Below are 22,933 nucleotides of genomic sequence, written 5' to 3' on the forward strand. Positions count from 1 at the left end.
TATTTTATCAAATAAATACTCATTTTTTCAACTTGTTTTTTTAAGCAATTTCAAATAAAATTATAGGCAGCATGCTCGAAAAATATATCAAACAATTATTAAACGAGAACGATGAAGTCGTTGTTCCAAAACTCGGTACTTTCGTAGCAGGTTATGCAGGCTCTGAAATTTCTGGTATTCGAGTTGCACCACCTAGCAAAAAAATTCATTTTTATGAAAAACTAAAAAGTGATAAAAATGAACTTTTGCGTAAACGTGTAACTGAAGCTGAAGGAATCAGTATTTTTGATTTTCAATCAGAATTAGAAAAAATGACTACCAGAATAGAAGATGAACTTCGGAATTCAGGTAGTTCGACCATAAATCATCTAGGAACAATAAAGAAAAAGCCTGATGGTTCATTAGAATTTGAGCAAGATGATGAAAATCTTTTGGATGATGCTTTTGGATTGCCATCGCTTGAAAGAAAACCACTTAACAAGCGAGAGGGTAAAGAAGAAAGCACAGAAAATAAAGATGTTGCAGCTACCAATCCGCCTGTTTTTGATAGAGATGCTCAAAAAGAAAAAATTAATGAAGATTCTGATATAACAAAAGATGCAGCTCTTTATGCTACTTTGGGAGATAGGTTTGCTAAAGACCCTGTAGAAGAAGAAGCTCGTCTGAAAAAGGAAAAAGAAGATTTTATAAAATCTACTTCGCATGTAGAAAATCCTCCTGTCAAGAAAGAAACTGTTCCTCCTGTTATTAATGTAGAAGATGATGAGGAAGAAGAAGAAGAGGAAGAAAAAAGCTCGTCTTTGGTTATATGGCTTATAGCTATTCCAATTTTGTTTGCCTTTGCTTTCTTACTTTATATCTATACTGATTCGGGTGCAATGGCAAGTGTAAAAGCTCTTTTGGGACAAAAACCTGCGACTACAATTGTTACAAATGATACTAATACTGATCCTGTAACAGAAGTTGATAATTCAGCTGAGACAGCAGATAATACTAATTCGACAGACGCAACAGACAACACCAATAACACAGATGGTTCAAGTGATAATGTCGCTGATAACACCAATAATGCAACTGATAATACAGCCAATAATGGTAAAGACCCAGCAACTGAATATACAGGAAATTCGGAAACTCAACCAGAAGATATAATTAATGACCCTAAAAATCGTTTCTATATTGTAATTGGTAGTTTTGCTGAAATAGAAAATGCTCGCCGACTTCGCAAAGATTTGCAAGGAAGTGGAGTATCTGATTCTAAAATTGTAATGTATCCAAAACGTGGTATGTATCGTGTAACTGTAGGCGATCAAGCTTCGCAGCGAGAAGCCTATAATCAAAGAAATACATTAGGAAATACATATCCTGATATGTGGGTTCTTAATTATTAAATCTAACTTATAAAGTCAGAATTGAAAGTATTATTTCAATTCTGACTACTTCTATTTTAATCAAATGGTTCTATAAAAAGCACTCTATAAGTATTTAAAAAGTTATCTTCCTATCCATTAATTAATTTCAACTGTGAATATTCCCCTTATTCTACTTCAAGCTACTATAGAAACTCCTCCTCCTGCAAGCGTAAATTACTTAGAAGTGTTTATGACAGGTGGAATTGTTAGTTATACCCTTATTGCTCTTTCTATTTTATTATTCTACTTTTTCTTAGAAAGAGTATGGACATTTTTTAAGCTCACTAGAGAGAATCCAAAAGATTTGTTAGACCGTATTAAACAACTGCTTATTAGTAGAGGAATGGATAGTGCACAAGAAGCATTACGTAAATCTTCTTCGTCTTATTCTATTATTTTGAGAGAAAGTCTTGAAATAATGACTTATGTAAAGTCAGACCAACTCAAAGAACGTATAGATGAAGTAGCTCAACGAGAACTTACCAAACTAGAAAGAAAAGTAGGTTATATTTCCTTGGTGGCAGGTGCTGCGCCAATGGTAGGCTTTTTGGGTACAGTTGTCGGAATGATTCAGGCCTTTTCAGAGCTTGCTAATCAAGATGGTGCCACAAGTGCAAAAGTTTTGGCAGAAGGAATCTATCAAGCAATGGGAACTACAATGGGTGGACTTGTAGTAGGTCTTTTTGCCTATATTATGTATAATTATTTAATAGCAAAAATTCATAAAGTAACGGGTAGGATGAATACACTCATTCATGATTTTATATTGATGTTGCAACAGAGAAGCTAATTTCTTTACGATTAACGATTTTAAAAACCCAAAAACAATCCTAAACGAAAGAATGTCATGCCAAAATCTCAACTTAAATTTGATCCTAGCTTTAATATGTCTTCTATGACAGACATTGTATTTCTGTTATTGATTTTTTTTATGCTGACTTCTAATTTTGTAACGCCTTCAGCAGTAGAAGTAAATGTTCCGACAAGTAATTCAGGTGGTGCAGTAATGCCAAAACTTACAATTACTATTTCAGAAGAAGGAAAATTTTATGTCAATAAACAAGAAGTAGCTATCGAACAAATGAAGGATGAACTCAAATCTATTCTTCCAAATACAGGTGATAAAGAAGTTGTTCTACACGCTGAAAATACTACTCCAATTCAAAAAATTATTCAAGTTATGGATATCGGACACGAATTAGGAATAAAAGTGCAGTTAGCTGTTGAAAAAGAATAAATTTTATTCATCAACAAATAAATTTAGAAATCCGATTTCAAAAATTAGAGTTGAATAACAGTATAATTAAAAACATAATTCGTAATTGAATAAAATGGCAATACCTCCTAATTATATTAATGAAAGTAAACACTTGATGCGTGTTCGTCCAGAACAGTTAGATATACTGTGGAAACAAGGATGGCGACATTTTGGAACGCATTTTTATAGATACAGTTGGGCATTGTATGATGATGTGCTTTGTATGGTTGTTCCTTTGCGTGTGGAGTTAGAAGGATATAAGCATAGCAAACGTTTCAAGAAAATTCTATCCAAAAATAAGCATTTCAGAACTGTCATTGAACCAATTGCACTTACGACAGAGCATCATGTTCTTTTTAATAAACACAAACAGAAATTCTCACATACTATTCCACAAGATATTTATGTTTTTCTGTCTCGCCAACCAGACAAAATTCCTAATCCGACCTATCAGATAAATGTTTATGATACAGAAAAGGAAGGAAAAACAAGTCCAACTGACAAAGGAAGAGGAAAATTAATTGCTTGTAGTTTCTTTGATATTGGAGAGGAAGCTATTTCGTCGGTTTATGGAATGTACGACCCAGATTATTATAGCAATAGCTTAGGAACTTATACAATGTTGATGGAAATAGAATATGCTAAAGAACATCAAAAAAGCTATTATTACCATGGATATAGCTATGATTTGCCTTCTATGTATGATTACAAAAAACATTTTCCTAACATTCAAGCATACGATTGGGAACGCTGGCAAGAACCTAAAAATATATTTACAAATCCACTTCCAAAGCGTTTTTATCATTTAGTAAAACTCTCAGATTGGGATTTAGACCATTATCAGGATACACAGATTCGTCCTCCAGGAGAGTTTATTCATTGTTCGTATGCTGAACAGGTAGCACGTTCTGCCAATAAATATTTTTCAGAGGAAGAATCGGTTTTGGTTTTGCATATTGCGCCTGAGCGTGTTCATTCGCTGATAAAAGATGAGTATGCACCTGATGGATTACTGTTTCCTCATATTTATGGCTATATTCCAAGAATGGCAATTTTTAGAATGAGTGAAATTAGTAAAAATAAAAATGGGGTTTTTGAGTTTGATAAAACGATTGATGATGAATTTTATGAATAGATTTGATTTGGATGACAAATAAAAAAAGAGCCTTATTATTGAAAATAAAGCTCTTTGATATTTAATGTAGAATAACAAAATTACTCTTCTTCTGAGTTATCCTGACGTTTTAATTTATCAAAAGCATTTTCTCTTCCCTCTTGTTTTTTGGCTCTGCTCTCTCTACTTTCTTTGATAATTGCTTCTCTTCGTTCTTCCGATTTTTGTGCTATTTGGTCTTCCAAAGATTCGTAAGCACTAATAATATGACGCACAAGTTTATGACGCACCACATCTTTTCCTGAAAGCTCCACTACTGCAACTCCATCAATATCTCTAAGAATTTTGACAGTCTGTGCAAGTCCAGAAGTAACATTTCTAGGTAAATCTACCTGTGTCATATCCCCTGTAATTATCATCTTTGAATCTAATCCCAAACGAGTAAGAAACATTTTGAGCTGCATTGTTGTCGTATTTTGTGCTTCATCTAGAAGTACAAAGGCATTTGAAAGTGTACGACCACGCATATAAGCAATTGGAGCAATTTCAATAACATTTGTATCCTGATAAAATTTGAGCTTTTCAGGCGCAATCATATCAGCCAAAGCATCATAAATAGGACGCAAATAAGGGTCAATTTTTTCCTTCATATCCCCAGGTAAAAAGCCTAGACTTTCACCAGCTTCAACGGCAGGACGAGTAATAATTATTTTCTTGACCTGTTTGTTTTTTAAAGCCCGAACAGCCAAAGCCACAGCAATATAGGTTTTTCCTGTTCCTGCTGGACCAAGTGCAAAAACGACATCATTATGTGATGCAGCTTCTACAAGCTCTCTTTGATTGGGTGTTTTTGCTCTAATTGGTGTTCCCTGTATACCATAAACTAAGTTTTCATCTTTTTGGCGTGCTTGTGAAATCATATCAGCATCTTGCTCAATATAACTTCTTACATCTTCAACAGAAACAGAACCATAACGATTATAATGCTCCAAGAGAAGATTTATAATTTCGTTAATATGCAAAAGTTCGGGGCGATTACCTTGTATGCGAAGTTCGTTTCCACGAGCCACTATCTTACTATTGGGAAAAGAGAGTGATATTTCTTTGATATTTCTGTTTTCTACACCCAAAAAATCGACTAAAGAAATATCTTTTAAAGGTATTATTTTTTCTACCAAATTAAAATAAAATTAGAAGTTAGAAGTATGAATTCAGAAGTAATACTATAAAATTAGAAATTAGCATTCTGAATGAATTGAAATTGTAATAAACTTAGAACTCAAATATAAGGTATTTAGTTCTAAAATTTATACTCTAAAACTTAAATTTATTTTGTCTTTATTCATCATATACTCCTAGTGTCATTGGATCAGTTACAATAACATTGCTAACATTAAGGTTTCTATCAGCAATACTTATTCTGTATCTTAAAACATCTCCTTTCTCAACAGGCGAAAAACTGGTATAAATAACATTAATAGAATATCTAAGGTCGCCTTCCAAAGCTGTTTCTTTATCTAATGTATTCAGAACGGGAAAACGAGAGTTTAGATTAAAATTTTGAGAGGCAAAAGTTACAGGTTCGAATTCTCCATTTTCATTCAAACGCTCTACATCAGCAAAAAAATTATGTCTAAAAAGATTAACACTTCCATCTGGATTTCTTTCAGAAAATGGAGGTAAAGTATCTGACGAACTTAGCCCTAAATCGCCATCACCATCTTGAAAAAACAAAGTAATTATGACAGAATCTGTATTTGCTCTCGCTTTACTCTGTAAGTTCTCTAGGTTTACAAAAGTAATTTGAGGAGTATTAGGGTAATCTGGTTCTGCAAAACAACCTGTCAGACAAAGTAAGCCTATAAATAATACAGAATTAAGAGTTGAGAATTGAGAATTAAAAAATAATTTTTTCATATAATAATTGTCTATATATTTTCTAGCTAAAAAAATGATTCTTTCGCACTCTAATAGAGAATACTATATAGACGACGAAAGAATCAAAACTGATGTTGCATTAAAAATGTTAGATTAATTTCTAATCCATTTCTGTAAAAATTATGCTTTTACTGAATTATCAGCAGCTTTTTTATCTAAAATTTCTTTAAAGAATTTATAGGTTCTTTTAAGTCCTTCTGCACGGTCAATTTTTGGAGTCCAACCTAAGATATTTTTAGCTTTTGTAATATCTGGACAACGCTGTTTTGGGTCGTCTACTGGAAGGTCTTGATAAACTACTTTTTGAGAAGTTCCTGTAAGTTTGATAATCTCTTCTGCAAAATCAGACATAGAAATTTCGCTTGGGTTTCCGATATTCATTGGCAAATGATAATCACTCAAAAGAAGTTGATAAATTCCTTCTACCAAATCATCTACATAACAAAAAGAACGAGTTTGAGAACCATCTCCAAAAATTGTTAAATCTTCTCCTTCAATGGCTTGGCGCATAAAAGTAGGCAAAACACGTCCATCATCCAATCGCATACGAGGGCCATACGTATTAAAAATACGAATCATACGAGTTTCTACTGCGTGTGCATTGTGGTATGCCATTGTAATTGATTCTAAAAAGCGTTTTGCTTCATCATACACTCCACGAGGACCAACAGAATTTACATTTCCCCAATATTCTTCTGTTTGAGGGTGTACTTCTGGGTCGCCATAGATTTCTGAAGTAGAAGCCACCAAAATTCTAGCTTTTTTTGCTTTAGCAAGTCCTAATAAATTATGTGTCCCCAATGCACCAACCTTTAAAGTTTGAATAGGCATTTTGAGATAATCAATTGGAGAAGCTGGAGAAGCAAAATGTAAAATATAATCTAAATCATCAGGAACATGTACAAAAGTAGTAATGTCGTGATGATAAAATTTGAAATTAGGAAGCTCAAAAAGATGTTCGATATTTTTGATATTTCCTGTCAAAAGGTTATCCATTCCGATAACATAATAACCTTCTGCAATAAAACGGTCGCAAAGATGAGAACCCAAGAAACCTGCTGCACCTGCAATAAGTATTTTTTTCATTCGTAAAATTAAAGTCTATTTTTTCGTAAAAGATGAGTATAGACAAATTTAAGGAAAATCTAGGGAAGTTTTTATTTACTTTATATTGATGCTTAACCTTTTTCTTATTTTCTGCATAGATTTTTTCAAATCTACTAAATGTTCTAAAAAACTCAGTCTCTTCTTCTTCGTCCATGTCATCGCAATAACACAAAGAAAATATGTCTAAATAAATTGGTGCTACTATTTCTGTTATAATATCATATTCTTTTTTAGTCATTAATTCTTTGTTTAAAATCTGTACATGTCAGAATTGTTGGTGATAGATAAAAGCTGGCTGAAATCAAACACCAATAACAGAATTTGAATGGTTATTTCTTGAAAAGGATTCTTTTAGGCACATGTAAACACATAGTAGGAAGGTCAAAATATTCTTTATCAAACCATGTTCCTACTGGGTTTCTGACCCATTCAAAATAATCTGCAAGTGCCAAACTTGTTCCTTCATCAGAAACTTCGGATGCAGATTCCATAAAGGTTATTGGTCTGCTTTGGCTTCCATCAGAATTTGGTAATAAACTATACCATGTCCAAAGATACCTTCCTTGTGGATATTGAGGTGTAGGAGGAAAGAGAGCCGAAATTATATTTACAGTTTCATTTGGACATAATACAGGGTTATCAATTATTGTTGCATGGATTGTTCCTTGTACGGCTGGAATACTTGCCCAAGTTGGGGGTTGTTGTCCTAAGCCAATATTTCTACAATTTACTACTACAGGTTCTGGATAACCTCTTGTAAAATAAACATTTTCATTAAAAATATAACCATCTCTTGATAAGGCTGGGGGATTGGTCATATCTGCTGGAGGACGACCATATAGCATGGCAACTTGTGTTCCGAATCCTGCCTCTGGATTATATTGTTGCGACATCATCGTACATTGTGTTCTGTCTCTATGTTCTTGATATTCTTCGTCTGACTTCCATTGGTAGAGAACACAAGTTGGTAAAGGCATACTTTTAGAGTCTACAGGAGTCATTATAGTGGTCATTGAAAAAGAATGATTCCACTCTATCAGTTTATAATTGAACGGATTACCATTATTAAATCCTTGAATAGAAGGGGTATTCCAAATAGAAGTATCTGGATTACTAACAGCTTCAAATTTTGAGAAATAAGTAAATGAGAAGTTCTGAAAAAAGGCAAGTTGTTTTGGGTCACCCGTTGTTGAGGTTGGAGGGGGTGTTCCAAACATCATTCGAAAGGGTAGTTTAGTTTTATTATCAAACCATATCCATGTTGCTGCATTCGAATTTTTTACAGGTTGTTTCCACCAATCTACTTCTTGAGCTTCCATCCAATTCAAATAACTTGTTTTGAAATAAGTAGCATTTTCCTCTAGCCAGTTTCTTGTAGGTAATGTCCATCCTGTATCTTTTAGAGAAGTCCATGTTATTCCTTTGTCTGTAGAGAGAGTAGTTTCTAAAGGAGTAATTTTGTACCACCAAGTACCATATTCTAATCCTGTTACTTGAACAGATAATATCTCATTTTCAATAAATGTAATGGAAGCAATACATAATTGAAAAAAAGGATTTGTAAGTTGGTTTGAATCTGTTGGGGGAGCATAAGGGTGTAAAATTGCTGTGCATGTCCAACTGCTAGGTAATAGGGGTTGATTTGTTTCCTCATTTGAGCTAAATTCTATTGCTTTTAGAACAGGAAATGTTCCGTATGCCACTTTTGTCATTTTTTTAATTTTAAATTGTTATCCTAATAATTAAATAGTTTAAGGCTATTTTTTGGTTAAAGATACTTAAAATTATCCAATTAAATAAAGTGTTTTGATAGTGATTATGATAGGCTTACTTTTTAATTTCCTCTATAAATGAATGTTTGAACAAACTTTTTCCAGCCTTTTGTAAATGATTAAAAGCTGATAAAGTTGAAATTTAAACTATTTAGTAGTTTTTTGTTTTTTTCTGTAATGAAATTATGCAAAATAATTACTCTCAAATCTCATAAACCACCCTAACTTGATACTGCGAAAAATGATGTTTTACTTTATCAAAATCTTTTGCAAAACCTAAAATAAAGCCTCCACCCCCTGCACCACAGAGTTTTAAGTAATAATCATTAGTTTGTAAACCATGTTTCCAAAGTGGACGGTACAAAGATGGAATCATAGGTTGGAAATTTTTGTATTGAAAATGAGATAAATCACTCAAATTTTTAAACATACCTTCCAAATCATTGGCTAAAAAAGTTTCTATACAAGCGTTATTCAAGGGAATAAATTGATTCTGACACGCATCTGCAAAGTCTTTGTTTTTACATTTTTCTAAAAAAAGATTTACTAAAGGCTCAGTTCTGCGTGGTCTGCCTGTATTTAATAAAAAAACTGCGCCTCTTGTATCATCATTTTTATCTTTACTTGCTTCAAAATCTGGAATTTGAGTTACTTCAATATGTTTTTTGCTTTTTATGAGCAAAGGCATATTCAAATAACAAATCAAGGGGTCAAAACCAGAACTAGAACCGTGAAAATGACTTTCCATTCTAGCAAAAACCTTTTTTAAATTACTAATTTCTTCTGTCGTCGGAACTCCATTTGCAATTGGTAATTTTTTGCGTGCATAACGCTGATACATCGCAGCCGTCAAAGAGCCTGAACTGCCCACACCAAAACCTTGTGGAATGGTAGATTCGAAGAAAAGACCTTGTTCTAAATCAAAATCTAAGGACGTAAAATCAAAGGCAATCGGAAAATCGTCTTCTTTCACGAGTTCTTTGAGATAATCAGCAAAAGTTCGAAGCTCATTATTAGATTGTATAATCTTAGAAGAAACTTGAGTAACATTTTTAAATATTAATCTTCCTTGAAATAAATCGTAAGGAAGAGCAAGTCCCATCGCTTCGTGAATGATGCCGTACTCGCCAAAAAGGAGTATTTTTGAGTTAAAAAAAGGAGATTTCACTATAAATTTAGAATTTAGATTTCAGAATTTAGAATTAAATACAATTCTATTATTCGTGTATAATTTTTTTATGATTTTGTAAGATGAGATAAATAAAAACAAAACTATATTTGAAATTAACTGGTAACTATTTACTGATTACTGGTAACTGATCAATAAGGTATTTTCCTTCAAAGCAAAAAGGTTTTAATTCATTTTCAATAAAAGTCAAACATTCTTTTTCAAACTTTTTAGGATACAAAACGTGTACATTTGCACCTGCATCAAGCGTAAAACAGATAGGAATATTTTTTTCTTGACGGTATTTCTGAATTTTTTTGATAATTGTTAGTGTTCCTGTTTCCATCAAAATAAAAGGAGGAGAGCTACACATCATGAGTGCGTGTAAGACAAAAGCCTCATTTTCTACAACTTCAATAAATGTTTCTGTATCGCCTTTTTCTAAAGCAAGAATGAGTTTTTTTAGATTTGAATGTGCTAAGTTATAGCGAGTTTGTGCAAAAGGATTGTTTTCCATAAGCGCATGACCTGCACGACTAGAAACACTTTTTTCTTCTGCTGAAACAATCAGAATTGTATCTTGATAATTTTGAAAAATAGCATGAATTGGTAGAGAATACGGACTAGCAAACAAATCAGACGTATTTTGTATACTGTCTGTTTGTCCCCATGTGGTGATAGGGATATTTGAATAAACAGAACGAGCAGCACTTCCAGAACCCAAACGAGCCAAATAAGAGGCTTTTTGATAAAACTCTTCTTCGTTTTGAAGTGTATTTAAGAGGTTTTTTTCCAAATCACACAAACACAAGGCTAAAGCTGCCATACTAGAAGCTGATGAGGCAATTCCAGCTGAATGAGGAAACGAATTTTGAGAGTAAATTTTGAGATGAACAAAACCTAAAAAGGGTTGAGTAGGCAAAAGACTTTCTAAAAACTTGCGTATTTTTTGTTCAAATTTTCCATTTTTTTCGTTTTCAAACCAAAACTCTAAAGAAATTTCTGATTTTGATTCCCCTTCTTTTTTAGTTACAAATTCTAATCTTGTTTCTGTAAAAGCATTCGTAAGTGTAAAACTTAAGGAAGGGTTGTTGGGAAGTTGTACGCCATGTTTGCCCCAATATTTTATGAGAGCAATATTTGAAGGACTTTTATGAGTGATTGTTCCTTTTTTTTCTTCTTTTGATAGAAGAGAAGTTTCCTTAAAAAAATCGTTGTCTGTTACAGAAAAATTCATGAATAGAAAGTTAAGTGTTGTTGGTGTCGCTTTGCTAAAACACCAACAACGGCGAAGTAAGCGAAAATCCATAAATCAAAAGCACAAAGTTACTTATCAAAATGGATAAATACTTTTTTTTGAGAAATGTTTTGAGGAAATTTCTATTTATAGCCCTCTGCCTGTAAATTAAATAGTTCAGCATATTTCCCATCTTTTTCTAAAAGTTCGGTATGTGACCCAATTTCTAAAAGTCCTCCATTTTGTAAGACCAAAATTCTGTCAGCCATTCTTACTGTAGAAAAACGATGTGAAATCAGAACTGCTGTTTTTCCTTCAATTAGCTCTGCAAAACGCTCAAAAACTTCGTGTTCGGCTCGGGCATCTAATGCTGCTGTTGGCTCATCCAAAATATAGAGTTGTGCATCTCGCATATAAGCACGTCCTAAAGCTACTTTTTGCCACTCTCCACCTGAAAGCGAGACACCACCATTAAACTTTCTACCTAACATTTGCTCATACTTTTCAGGTAGCTTTTCTACTACATCATTTGCTAGACTTTTTGTGGCAGCTTCAGTAATTAATGTTTTGTTTTCTCGTTCTTCAATATTTCCAACAGCAATATTTTCAGAGGCACTTAATTCAAATTTGACAAAATCTTGAAAAATGACACCTATCAAATTTCGTAATTGTGTGGGATTATATTCTCTCAAATCGTGTCCATCTAACAAAATTCGTCCTTCTGTTGGGTCGTAAAGTCGTGCTAAAAGTTTTACTAAGGTTGTTTTTCCTGCACCATTTTCTCCTACCAACGCTAATTTTTCGCCTTTGTGAAGCGTAAAAGAAAGATTTTTGATGGCATAACGTTCTTGATTTTGATATTTGAAACCCACATTTTCAAAAACAAACCCTTCTTTTATTGGATTTGGAACTTGTCTTTGTGTTTCTGTAACAGGAATTAAAGGTTCTAATTCTAAAAATTCAAATAAATCTTTGAGATAAAGTGCACTTTGAGCAATACTAGAAAAACGTCCCATTATTTGTTGCAACATAAAACGAAGTCTTTCAAATGAGCCAGCCAAGAAAGTCAAATCTCCTAAAGAAATAACTTTTGTAATTGTTTCGATAATGATGAGAACATAAGCTACGTAATAAGAAGCTGTACCAATAAGTGAAAACAAACTTCCCCAAAAAGCTCTTTTTTGAGTTAATGATTTGTTTTCAGTGTAATAATTATCTGAAAGAAATTTGAAACGATTTGCCAAAAAATCAGATAAGCCAAACACTTTGAGTTCTTTGGCAGAAAAATCACTTGCACCAATATAACGCAGATAATCTAATTCTCTTCGCTCAGGAGTCCAGCTTAAAGATAATGAGTAAGCACGTTCGTTGAAATGTGTTTCTCCCAAAAAAGCAGGAACTAAAGCCAAAATTAGAATCAAAATAAGCCAGCCATTGAAAGCTACTAAGCCAATAGCTAATGAAACAAGTGTAATAATATCTTGTCCTTGAGATAAAACTTGTGACATCAGAATTACACGTCCCGAAGTCTGCTGCCTTGCTCGTTCTAGTTTATCATAAAAGGTCGCATCTTCAAACTGCTCTAAATCTAGTTTTGAAGCGTGTCTAATAAGCTGAACAGAAGTATAGTTTGCTACCAAATCACCTAAAAGATTATCAGTAAGCGTAATTATTCTACTCAATATCTCAGAAAAAATAGTAAGTCCTAATTCTATTCCAACCAAAATCCAAAGGTATTTTGTATTTTCAGAAATAAGCTCAAAAGCAGTATCAGAATTAATGAGTCGTACAATTTCATCAACAATCAATTTGCCAACATAGAGTGTAACAAGTGGAATAATTGCTTTGAAAACTCTAAGAATTAGGGTTGTGAAGGCAAAACGTGGACTTGTCTTCCAAATGAGTTTGAAAAAGCGAGGTAAATAGTTGAGTGCCTTTGCTTGGTCTTTTATGGTCAGTTTTTCTGCTTCTTCTTTGCGTTTTCGGTTTCCGTCACCTTTTGCCATTTTTATCTTTTCTATTTAATTTGAAGTTTTTATTTGATTCTAGTATGTATTGCTATTCAATTACAAAGTTAAGGTAAAATAGTTTTCATACCTGTTTCTCAATCTTTATTTAAGAGAGAAAATTTGTAAACTTGAATTTTTTACAGACTTTTTATCAAAAAATACTATATTTGTCTTTTGTATCCTTATTCAATTATTTTTTATTTCATAATTTACTGACCCTTTCTGAATGAGTAATATTGTTATTAAAGCTACCGATATAAGCAAACAGTACCGTTTGGGGCTTGTAGGAAGTGGAACGCTTAGAGATGATGCAGCTCGTTTTTGGGCAAAGATAAGAGGAAAAGAAGACCCTACCCTGAAGATAGGACAAACCAATGACCGTACACAAAAATCTAATTCAGATTATGTGTGGGCATTGAAAGATATTAATTTTGAAGTACAGCAAGGCGAAATACTTGGAATTATTGGGAAAAATGGTGCAGGAAAATCAACTCTTCTCAAAATCTTATCAAAAATAACTGCTCCCACAACTGGAAGTATAAAAATAAAAGGTAGAATTGCTAGTCTTTTAGAAGTAGGTACAGGTTTTCATGGAGAACTTACAGGTAGAGAAAATATTTATCTCAATGGTGCTGTCTTAGGCATGTCCAGAAGAGAAGTTACTCGTAAATTAGATGAAATAGTAGATTTTGCAGGTGTAGAAAAGTACATGGATACTCCTGTAAAGCGTTATTCTTCTGGTATGACTGTCCGTTTAGGATTTGCTGTAGCTGCTCACTTAGACCCTGATATTTTGGTAGTAGATGAGGTACTGGCTGTTGGAGATGCAGAGTTTCAGAAAAAAGCTATTGGAAAGATGCAAGATGTTTCTAATCAAGAAGGTAGAACTATTCTTTTTGTTAGCCATAATATGAATTCTATTAATACACTTTGTACTAAAGCTATGTTATTAGAACAAGGTACTATAAAGCATATAGGAGATACACAGAAAATGGTAGATTATTATTTAGAGATAAATAATGAAGCTACAAAAAAATCAGAAGTGATTTTAGAAGTGAAAAAATCAAAACCTTTTGGATTTACTAAGATAAGCATACTCAATGCTGATAAGGCATTGCAACAAGATTTTCAGTTTGGAGATGAGGTTTATGTTAATATAGAATTTGAAATACTTGAAACTCTTCCTAATTTCTACTTAGCTTTGAAATTACAAAATGAAAAAGGAATAGAAGTATATTTCAATGATACTAGAGATATTATAGATGGTTTCCCTTCTTCTTTACCCATCGGAAAGCACTCATTTCTGGTTCGAATACCTTCTGTTTTTGTCCCTAATACGTATTATATTACAGTTGCTGCTGTATTAGTAGCTAATTTAGAACATTTAGATAGACGAGAAACTATATGTAGTTTTAAGTTATATGATACAAGGTCAATTCGAAGTATGCAAAGACCTGGAATTGTTAGAATAGACACAGAATGGCAAAAAAGTATAAAAATTGAATAGAATGGAATCATTTATAACATTTGAAAACATTAGAAGATATATTCTGCTTGTACTAGAGAAAATAAAAGTAGATACTCTATCAGCAGATAGTTGTGCAGAATCTTTAGCAGAAGCATCATTAAAAGGTATAGATTCTCATGGTATTCGATTATTGCCTCATTATGTTGATGCTGTACTAAACGGACGAATTGTAACAGAGGCAGATATTAAGATAGAATGTACTACGCCTTGTATTGCAAAAATGGATGCTAAACATAGTTTTGCTTATGGAAGTGGAGTTAGAGCAATTGATAAAGCAATAGACATGGCACATCTATATGGTGTTGGAATAGTTGGAGTTTCAAACTCAAATCACATGGGAGGTTTATTTCACTATGCTAATCGTGCTGCTCAAAAAGACATGGTTGGATTGGTTATGACCAGTACAACTCCCAAGATGAGTACGCCAAACAGTAAAAAATCTTTTTTTGGCACTAATCCTATTTGTGTATCTGCTCCTATGATGGATGAAGAACCTTTTTGTTTTGATGCAGCAACAACAATACTTACTGGTAATAAAATCAAGCATTATAAGAGCTTAAACCAAGAACTCCCTTTAGATGCAGCAACTAATATTGAAGGTAAAAATACAATTGACCCTAATCTAGCATATTATCTCAAGGGAATTGGCGATTATAAAGGATTTGGTTTGGCAATGATTGTCGATATATTTTCAAGTTTTTTAAATAATATGCCTTTTGCAAGTGATGTCTCTTCTATGTATGAGAGTTCTCCTTCAGATAAGAGGTATCTAGGACATTTTTTTATGGCACTCAATATTAGTGCTTTTGATTCTACAGAGGTCTTTAAGCAAAATTTGCAAAAACTGTGTGAGCAAATTAGAAATTCTGAAAGAGTCGATGCAATGATACCTGTTTATGTACCAGGCGATAAAGAAAAACAAACAAAAGAACAACGGTTAATGACAGGCATTCCTGTAAGCTCTCAATTAACGAAGCAATTTGTTGATATTGCTCAAAAATTAAATATTTCTACACAACTTTTAAATAGTTTATTATGAATGTACTTGCTATAATACCAGCACGTGGTGGTTCAAAAGGAATACCAAGAAAAAATATAGAATTACTAGGAGGTAAGCCTCTTGTTGCTCATACTATTTCTCATGCACAAAATGCTTCAGAAATAGATAATCTTGTCGTAACATCTGATGACAAAGAAATAAGAGATGTTGCTGCTTCTTTTGGTGCTCCAGTTGTGGATAGACCAGACGAGTTTGCTCATGATAAAACTTTACAAGAAGTAGATAAGTTATTGATTTGGACTACAAAAGAGTTTGAAAAAAATACAAATGTAAATTATGACATAATCGTTTTATTATATCCTACTGCTCCTCTTAGAGACATAGAATCTATAAATAAAGCTGTAAGGTTAGTAAAATCAGGAGAGTATGATTCTGTGCTATCTGTTTATCATGATACTCGTTATCTATGGAAAAAAACAGGAGATAATGATGATGAAACAGTAATACCATCTAACTATGACCCTTGTAATAGAATGCCACGTCAGAAAGAAATGTGGAATCAATGGGCTGAAAATAAAGCTATTTATGTTATGCGAAAAGATGTTTTGTTTGAAAAAACGTGTCGTATGGGAGATAAAATAGGAATGGTAGAAATGGAAAAGTGGCGTTCAGTAGATATAGATACTCCAGTAGATTTACTTATGGCACGCTCTCTATATGACACACAAATAAAGAATAAATAAAAGTTAAATCTAATACTCTAAGATGAAAATTGCTATTGCTCTATTATTATACAATCGTCCAAGTCATTGTCAAGAAGTAATTGAAAGTCTTGTGGAAAATAATGTTGACGATGTCTATGCTTTTTTGGATTTTTCTGAAAAACAAGAAGTCAAAGAAAATCAACAAAAAATCACATCACTAATAGACCAGCATTCAGATAAATTAAATATAACTCTCTATAAGCACAAAGAGCCTAAAGGGCTTAAAAAGTCTGTAATTTATGCCTTAGATACTTTATTTGAGAGAGGATATGATGGCGTTATTTTACTTGAAGATGATTGTGTACTTAGAGATGGAGCTTATAAGTTTTTTAAAGAAACACTCATAAGTCAGAAGGATAATAAAAATGTACGTTCTGTCTGTGGTTACCTTCCTCCTAATACTCCTTTTCAAGTTTCTGAAAGTAGTGATTTACTCTTAATGTCTAGATTCTCTACATGGGGATGGGCAACTTGGGCTGATAGATGGAGTGATTATGAAATAGAGGTTGGTAAGGTGCTTGAAAAATTTGAACAAGCTAAAATAGATATAAAACTAATTGCTCCTGATTTACATCGTTTGGCTAACTCTGAAAAATATATAAACGGACTTGTTGATGTATGGAGTATTCCTTGGTCATTAGTACATTATCTCACAGGTACAACAGTCATTTATCCAAGGCAAACACTCATTGATAATATTGGATTAGATGGCTCTGGAAGAAATTGTGTGTATTCTGAAGATTACACACACACAAATAATGAATCAAGTAAGTTTACACTTAATAAAAATGTATTACCTCAATATAATGTTATTAATGAAAGTTTATTGAAAAATTTTATGTTAGAAAAAAGCTATCAAATTTATCCTAATTTTTAAAATAGAATGCTCTTTAATTCTTGGGAGTTTGTATTATTTTTCCCAACTATTGTATTTCTTTTCTTTATTCTACCTCATCGTTATAGATGGATATTGCTTCTTACTGGAAGCTATATTTTTTATATGGCTTGGAAGGTAGAGTATATCTTATTATTAATACTTTCTACATTAATAGACTATTTTTGCTCTACCCAAATTAGTAAGCGAGAGAGTAAAAAAGAAAGGAAACCATTTCTTTATTTGAGTTTATTATCTAATCTAGGAATTTTATTTAGCTTCAAATATTTCAATTTTTTTGCTACTACCATAAATCAAACTTTTGATTTCATAACAGGGAATACTATTTTCCCTCTATTGCATGTCTTACTTCCTATGGGTATTTCTTTTTATACCTTTCAAACATTAAGTTATTCTATTGATGTATATAATGGAAAAATAAAAGCTGAAAAGCACCTCGGTATTTTTGCATTATTTGTTACTTTTTTCCCCCAATTAGTGGCAGGTCCTATTGAGAGAGCAAGTCATTTGTTACCTCAATTTAGAGTAAATCATTTATTTGATTATACTAGAGTAAAGTATGGGTTACAATTAATGGCTTGGGGGTTTTTCAAAAAACTTGTCATTGCAGATAGGTTATCGATGGTAGTCAATACAGTGTATAATGACCCATCCAATTTTTCAGGATTAAGTATATGGATAGCATCTGTTTTTTTTGCTTTCCAAATCTATTGTGATTTTTCTGCCTATTCAGATATAGCTATTGGAGCTGCTCAAGTAATGGGTTATGATTTGATGAAAAACTTTGATAGACCTTATTTTTCTAAATCTATTTCGGAGTTTTGGAAAAGATGGCATATTTCCCTCTCTACTTGGTTTAAGGATTACGTTTATATCCCTTTGGGTGGAAACAGAACAATAAAATGGCGTTGGTATTATAATCTTTTTATTACCTTTTTGATTAGTGGAGTTTGGCATGGCGCAAACTGGACTTTTATTTTTTGGGGAGCATTACATGGCTTTTATTTAATTTTTGCGTTATTTATAGCACCTATAAGTCAAATTTTTTATAAAAAATTTAGGATAGATAAAACAAGTAATTTATACAAACTAGTAAATGTTAGTATTACATTTCTATTAGTTTTATTAGCTTGGGTATTTTTTAGAGCTAATACAATACAGGACGCTTTCTTGTTGATAAAAAATAGCTTCTCATCAAATATAATTATTCAATTTAAAGATATTATTTGGACATTCAAATCAGTAATTTTAAATCAAAATGATATTACTTGGCAGAATCATATAAAGATAAACAATGAATATTTGAAGATGTCAGTATATGATTTTACAATTTCTATACTAGCTATATTGACAATGGAGTTTATTCATTTTTTACAGATAAAATATTCTTTACGAACTACCATCAGCAATTTACATTGGCTTGTAAGATGGTTTTTATATTATCTTTTGTTGTTAGCCATCTTATTTTTTGGAGTTTTTTCAGAGTCTCAATTTATATATTTTCAATTCTAAAAAGTAAAGAATCAATGAAAATCTTTTCAAAATTATTTTATTTTATTCCATTCCTCATTTTTGTATTATCTGTCAATGTCATTGTAGATCCTGCATTGTTGTTTAGTACAGGGGAGGTAGAAAAAGAAATTGCACAAGAATTAATAAAGGGAAATAATATTAGTAGCATTTATAATTATGATGAGCGTAAGGTGCAAATAAATCTCATCAATCAAATGACTAAAACACCTGATGTACTAGCCATAGGTAGTAGTAGGGTAATGCAAATAAGGAATTATTTTTTTGAAGATTCTTATTTTATAAATAGTGGATTAAGTGGAGCTACGATAGAAGATATTTATGGTGTTATTGCTCTCTATGAGCAAAATGATAAATTACCTAAGAAAATAATCTTGGGACTAGACCCATGGATATTAAATTCAAATAATGATGAAGTAAGATGGTTGCCTTTGAAATCTTATTATATAGAATTGTCTCAAAAATTAGAAATAGAAGTTACAACAACTCAAACAACAAAGAATATTTTGAAAGCCTATACTGACAAATTAAAAGAAGCATTTTCTTTTAATTACTTTCAAGAATCAGTAAAAATGATGTCTCAAAATAAAAATAATTCATATTATGAGGTTTCATTGGATAGTATAAATGAAATCGCAGATACAAAACTTGCAGATGGCTCAAGGTTGTATAATGCAAAACAATTTTTTAGAGAAAGTGAAGAAGTAGAAAAAAAAGCTCAATCATTCATACAAAACGATAAAATACGATTTTTAAATGACTTTGATGAAGTTTCTAATAAAAATCAAGAGTTAGTTTTAAAACTTATTGAATACCTCAAACAAAAAAATATAGAAGTAACTTTGCTTCTTCATCCTTATCACCCAATTGTTTGGGATTATTTTGTCAAAAACAAAAAATATAAAAATGTAATTGAAGCAGAAAAAGTATTTATTACTATCGGAAAAAAGACCAATACAGAATTAGTAGGCAGTTATGACCCAAATCAGATAAATATGAAAACACCAGATTTTTATGATGCTTATCATCTTCGCCCTACTGCAATGCAAAGGTTATTAGAATAAGGTACTAATTTTGCTTACTATAAAAACTCTTTAATTTAAGTTCAATTCAACTTTCAAAAATGGAAAACAACCAACTCTACACTACCTATACAGATTCTACCCATACTAAACTACATACAAAAATTCGCACTACTTCGACACCTAGTTTAGAAGAAGGAGAAATATTGGTTGAAATATGTTATGTACCTATGCACGGTAGTTTTTGGTTGGCTTCTCACCCTAATCTACTACACCCTAGAAAAGAAGAATTTTTAGAAAAAGATTACTTTGTCTTTGGTAATGGGGGAGTAGGAAAGGTTATAGAGACAAATGGAAAGCAAAGCAAAGTAGAAAAGGGAGATTATGTTGCTATTTTAGGTCATGCTCCTTGTACTCATTATGATTGTTATTCTTGTACTGTGTTGCATAGATATACAGAATGTGATTATAACGAATCTACAATAATTGGTCATGGAAAGCACTCTAATGACGGTACATTTGCTAAATATGCTGTTCTACCTGCTTATTCTTGGGAATTGTGTTATAAACATTATGAAAATCCTTCAGAAGAAGAATTGAAAGCATTTATGTTTAGTTTTTTGGTAGCAGACGTGAGAAATGCTATGACACGTCATCCTGATACATTGCGTATGCGTAGAATGCTTTTATTTGGTGCTGGTTATTCAGGACATTTAGCAGCTTATTTGCATCAACACTCTTGTCCAGAATCAAAGATTGTAGTAATAGATACAAACAAAAAAAGAGCTGCATCTGTTGTTGCTCTGAATCCAGATGCCATAACAAGTTATGTTATCTCTCCCCAAACGGCAGAATTAATGAATCGTCAAGACTGCTCAAAAGAAGAACCTCTCATACAAAGTGAAATTCAATCTATAAGAGAAACTGCTCGTAAACATTTTAAAAATAGAAATGCCAATTTCTTGATGGATTGTACATCTGGAAATTCTACAATGCTTTGGGATAATGCTAAACTATTATCTCCCAACACACATTGTATTCCTTTTGGTTTTGGCTCTAAGGATATTGTGATTGATAAATCTCTTATACAAGCTTCAGGATTGAATATACTTATGTCAAGAGGTGTAGGAAACTTAAGAAATAGAAGAGAAACTATCGAATTGATAAAAGCAGGGGCTAGTAAATTTATCAATTCTTCTTTAATTGCTCATTCAAAAGTTTTGGGAGGTTTAGAGGAAGCTGTAAGTTTTGTTGATGCTTATCAAAATCCACCTTTACCTCTAGACCAAATACCTCATGCATATATAGATTTCAAACTAAATAATTAAATAAATGGCAGTTGATATTTATAAGGAAATACAAAATCCTAAGTTGGTCAAAAAACTCAAAAGAGAATACTGGGAAGGAAACAACTATTATGGATTGGGCAATATCTTGAAAAAATATGCAGGTTTGCCTTATTGGATACCTTTAAATTTTAGAATACAACATGGAATAAAATTTTTTAGTGTAACTTCAGAAGATAATGTAAAAGAACAGCTTTCTTTTTATCTTCCTAAAGGAGATTCATCTCTATTTTTAATGTATTCTGATAAGGAAAAAGAATTTGTTAAATCTTATTTGGGAAATAAAGACCAAAATATAAAAAATATAGGTGCGCCTATAATTTATTTAGACCCATTTTTAGAGAAGGTAAAAAAAGAAAATCCTATCATTGAAAAAAAGGGAACTGTTGCATTTCCTTCAAAAGGCACTCATTTTTCTAATGTAGTTACAGATTATACAGCATATGCAGACATGCTAGATAATCTTCCAGAAAAGTATAAACCAATAAAAGTATGTATGTATTATCTAGATATAGAAAGAGGAAAAGATAAGCCATTTAGAGAAAAGGGTTTTGAAGTAGTTCAGAATGGTAAATTGCTCTCACAAGACTTTTTGCAAAATTTTTATTTGAATACACTATCTTGTGAATATGCTACTTCGAACGATTTATTATCTTCTCCTGTGTATTATTCTATTTATTTTGGATTAAAATTTTTTGAGTTTGGCCCTAATGTTAAATATGAAAATTTGGAAGAGGATTGGCACAGTGCCTATGCAAAAGAACGAGAAGAATCTAAAAAATTAGCTCCTTATAGGTTTCCGATAGAAGATGTTGAGAATATTGATAGACAGCGACAAATAGCCAATAAAGAGTTGGGAGTAAAGCATAAAATGTCTAAATCAGAGCTACGTAAATTTATACTTTCTCAATTAGATTATCAATTTATAAGAAAAATATTTAAACCAAATAATAAACAGAAGACAGGCATGATAAAAAGAATAATAAAGTTATTTCTACCACCCATTTTTATCAAAGTCTATAGAAAATTTCTTCCACCTACTTCCAATCCTATTAAAATAAAAGAAAATATTGATAATAAAGCTATTGTTGGATGGTCAGGTAAGTATAATTCTTGGAAAGAAGCTCAAAGTGAATGTAGTGGATACGACAACTCAATTATAATAGATAAGGTTCTTAAATCTACTTTGTTAGTCAAAAATGGAATGGCTGCTTATGAGCGAGATTCTGTAACATTCGATAAAATTGAGTATAACTGGTCTTTAATTACAACATTACTTTATATAGCTGCAAGTAATCAAAATGAGTTATCTTTGATAGATTTTGGAGGAGCATTAGGTAGTTCCTATTTTCAAAATAGAAGATTTCTTGATATTTTGAAACTAGAGTGGAACATAGTAGAACAAAGCCACTTTGTAGAAAAAGGTAGAGAATATATCACTGATGATACTTTGTCATTTTTTTATTCTATAGAAGAATGCTTAGATAAAAAAAAACCTTCTGTTTTGATAGTATCTAGTGTAATACAATATTTAGAAAATCCGTATCTATGGATAGACAAAATTTTATCTTATAATTTTGAGTACATAATTTTTGATAGAACAGCTTTTGTAGCAGATACTTCTGAAAGGTTAACTGTTCAGCAAGTACATGAACCGATTTATGAAGCATCTTATCCAACATGGTTTTTTAATGAAGAAAAATTTTTACAACAATTTTCTGAAAAATATGAATTAGTAACTAGTTACAAACAATTAATAGAAGGAACTATTAATTTTGAAGATAATAAAAAAGGATATTGGAATGGGTTCTGGTTTAAAAAAATAAAATAAAT

The 22,933-nt window shown here is 31.9% G+C and carries 19 protein-coding genes; 12 read left to right on the top strand and 7 right to left on the bottom strand.

Going from position 1 to position 22,933, the window contains the following annotated elements; all coding sequences use genetic code 11:
• Positions 1-71: 71 nt before the first annotated feature.
• From V9L04_RS16855 to V9L04_RS16870, 4 genes are all read left to right on the top strand, one after another.
• Entirely contained in the window at positions 72-1,391 is a 1,320-nt protein-coding gene (locus V9L04_RS16855) for an SPOR domain-containing protein (protein ID WP_338791035.1), read from the top strand.
• A gap of 133 nt (positions 1,392-1,524) precedes the next feature.
• A complete protein-coding gene (locus V9L04_RS16860; RefSeq protein ID WP_338791036.1) occupies positions 1,525-2,202 on the top strand; it encodes a MotA/TolQ/ExbB proton channel family protein in 678 nt (225 codons plus the stop codon).
• A gap of 57 nt (positions 2,203-2,259) precedes the next feature.
• Positions 2,260-2,649 carry a biopolymer transporter ExbD gene (locus tag V9L04_RS16865; RefSeq protein WP_338791037.1) on the top strand — a complete coding sequence of 130 codons (390 nt, stop codon included), beginning with the start codon at positions 2,260-2,262 and terminating at the stop codon, positions 2,647-2,649.
• Positions 2,650-2,743: 94 nt separating this feature from the next.
• A complete protein-coding gene (locus V9L04_RS16870; RefSeq protein ID WP_338791038.1) occupies positions 2,744-3,805 on the top strand; it encodes a DUF952 domain-containing protein in 1,062 nt (353 codons plus the stop codon).
• Between the two features lie 80 nt (positions 3,806-3,885).
• On the opposite strand, the gene V9L04_RS16875 is transcribed toward V9L04_RS16870, so the two are convergent.
• From V9L04_RS16875 to V9L04_RS16905, 7 genes are all read right to left on the bottom strand, one after another.
• Positions 3,886-4,962 carry a PhoH family protein gene (locus V9L04_RS16875; protein ID WP_338791039.1) on the bottom strand — a complete coding sequence of 359 codons (1,077 nt, stop codon included), beginning with the start codon at positions 4,960-4,962 and terminating at the stop codon, positions 3,886-3,888.
• Positions 4,963-5,122: 160 nt separating this feature from the next.
• Entirely contained in the window at positions 5,123-5,701 is a 579-nt protein-coding gene (locus V9L04_RS16880) for a hypothetical protein (protein WP_338791040.1), read from the bottom strand.
• A 141-nt stretch (positions 5,702-5,842) separates the two neighbouring features.
• Positions 5,843-6,808 (bottom strand): UDP-glucuronic acid decarboxylase family protein, encoded by a 966-nt coding sequence (locus V9L04_RS16885; RefSeq protein WP_338791041.1) that lies wholly within the window; start codon positions 6,806-6,808, stop codon positions 5,843-5,845.
• Positions 6,809-7,158: 350 nt separating this feature from the next.
• Positions 7,159-8,541 carry a hypothetical protein gene (locus V9L04_RS16890; protein WP_338791042.1) on the bottom strand — a complete coding sequence of 461 codons (1,383 nt, stop codon included), beginning with the start codon at positions 8,539-8,541 and terminating at the stop codon, positions 7,159-7,161.
• A 262-nt stretch (positions 8,542-8,803) separates the two neighbouring features.
• The gene (locus V9L04_RS16895; protein WP_338791043.1) at positions 8,804-9,769 is read right to left on the bottom strand and encodes a mevalonate kinase; all 966 of its coding nucleotides are present in this window, start codon (positions 9,767-9,769) and stop codon (positions 8,804-8,806) included.
• Between the two features lie 127 nt (positions 9,770-9,896).
• Positions 9,897-11,006, bottom strand: a complete 1,110-nt coding sequence (locus V9L04_RS16900; RefSeq protein WP_338791044.1) for a diphosphomevalonate decarboxylase — start codon at positions 11,004-11,006, stop codon at positions 9,897-9,899.
• A gap of 143 nt (positions 11,007-11,149) precedes the next feature.
• Positions 11,150-13,012, bottom strand: a complete 1,863-nt coding sequence (locus tag V9L04_RS16905; protein WP_338791045.1) for an ABC transporter ATP-binding protein — start codon at positions 13,010-13,012, stop codon at positions 11,150-11,152.
• Between the two features lie 229 nt (positions 13,013-13,241).
• Here V9L04_RS16905 and V9L04_RS16910 point away from each other — a divergent pair, with 229 nt between their 5' ends.
• From V9L04_RS16910 to V9L04_RS16945, 8 genes are read left to right on the top strand one after another with little or no spacing between them, the layout of a single operon-like run.
• Positions 13,242-14,522 carry an ABC transporter ATP-binding protein gene (locus V9L04_RS16910; protein WP_338791046.1) on the top strand — a complete coding sequence of 427 codons (1,281 nt, stop codon included), beginning with the start codon at positions 13,242-13,244 and terminating at the stop codon, positions 14,520-14,522.
• Between the two features lies 1 nt (position 14,523).
• A complete protein-coding gene (locus V9L04_RS16915; protein ID WP_338791047.1) occupies positions 14,524-15,582 on the top strand; it encodes an Ldh family oxidoreductase in 1,059 nt (352 codons plus the stop codon).
• Positions 15,579-16,286 (top strand): acylneuraminate cytidylyltransferase family protein, encoded by a 708-nt coding sequence (locus V9L04_RS16920; protein WP_338791048.1) that lies wholly within the window; start codon positions 15,579-15,581, stop codon positions 16,284-16,286. The genes V9L04_RS16915 and V9L04_RS16920 overlap by 4 nt, the downstream gene beginning before the upstream one ends.
• Before the next feature lie 22 nt (positions 16,287-16,308).
• Positions 16,309-17,184, top strand: coding sequence for a hypothetical protein (locus tag V9L04_RS16925; RefSeq protein ID WP_338791049.1), 876 nt, complete (start codon positions 16,309-16,311; stop codon positions 17,182-17,184).
• A gap of 6 nt (positions 17,185-17,190) precedes the next feature.
• Complete coding sequence (locus V9L04_RS16930) at positions 17,191-18,714, top strand: MBOAT family O-acyltransferase (protein ID WP_338791050.1); 1,524 nt, start codon at positions 17,191-17,193, stop codon at positions 18,712-18,714.
• 14 nt (positions 18,715-18,728) lie between these two features.
• Complete coding sequence (locus V9L04_RS16935) at positions 18,729-19,796, top strand: hypothetical protein (protein ID WP_338791051.1); 1,068 nt, start codon at positions 18,729-18,731, stop codon at positions 19,794-19,796.
• 59 nt (positions 19,797-19,855) lie between these two features.
• Positions 19,856-21,082 carry an alcohol dehydrogenase catalytic domain-containing protein gene (locus V9L04_RS16940; RefSeq protein WP_338791052.1) on the top strand — a complete coding sequence of 409 codons (1,227 nt, stop codon included), beginning with the start codon at positions 19,856-19,858 and terminating at the stop codon, positions 21,080-21,082.
• 4 nt (positions 21,083-21,086) lie between these two features.
• Positions 21,087-22,931, top strand: coding sequence for a methyltransferase, TIGR04325 family (locus V9L04_RS16945; RefSeq protein WP_338791053.1), 1,845 nt, complete (start codon positions 21,087-21,089; stop codon positions 22,929-22,931).
• Positions 22,932-22,933 lie beyond the last annotated feature (2 nt).

The sequence above is a fragment of the Bernardetia sp. MNP-M8 genome (assembly GCF_037126285.1).
Taxonomy (GTDB): Bacteria; Bacteroidota; Bacteroidia; order Cytophagales; family Bernardetiaceae; genus Bernardetia.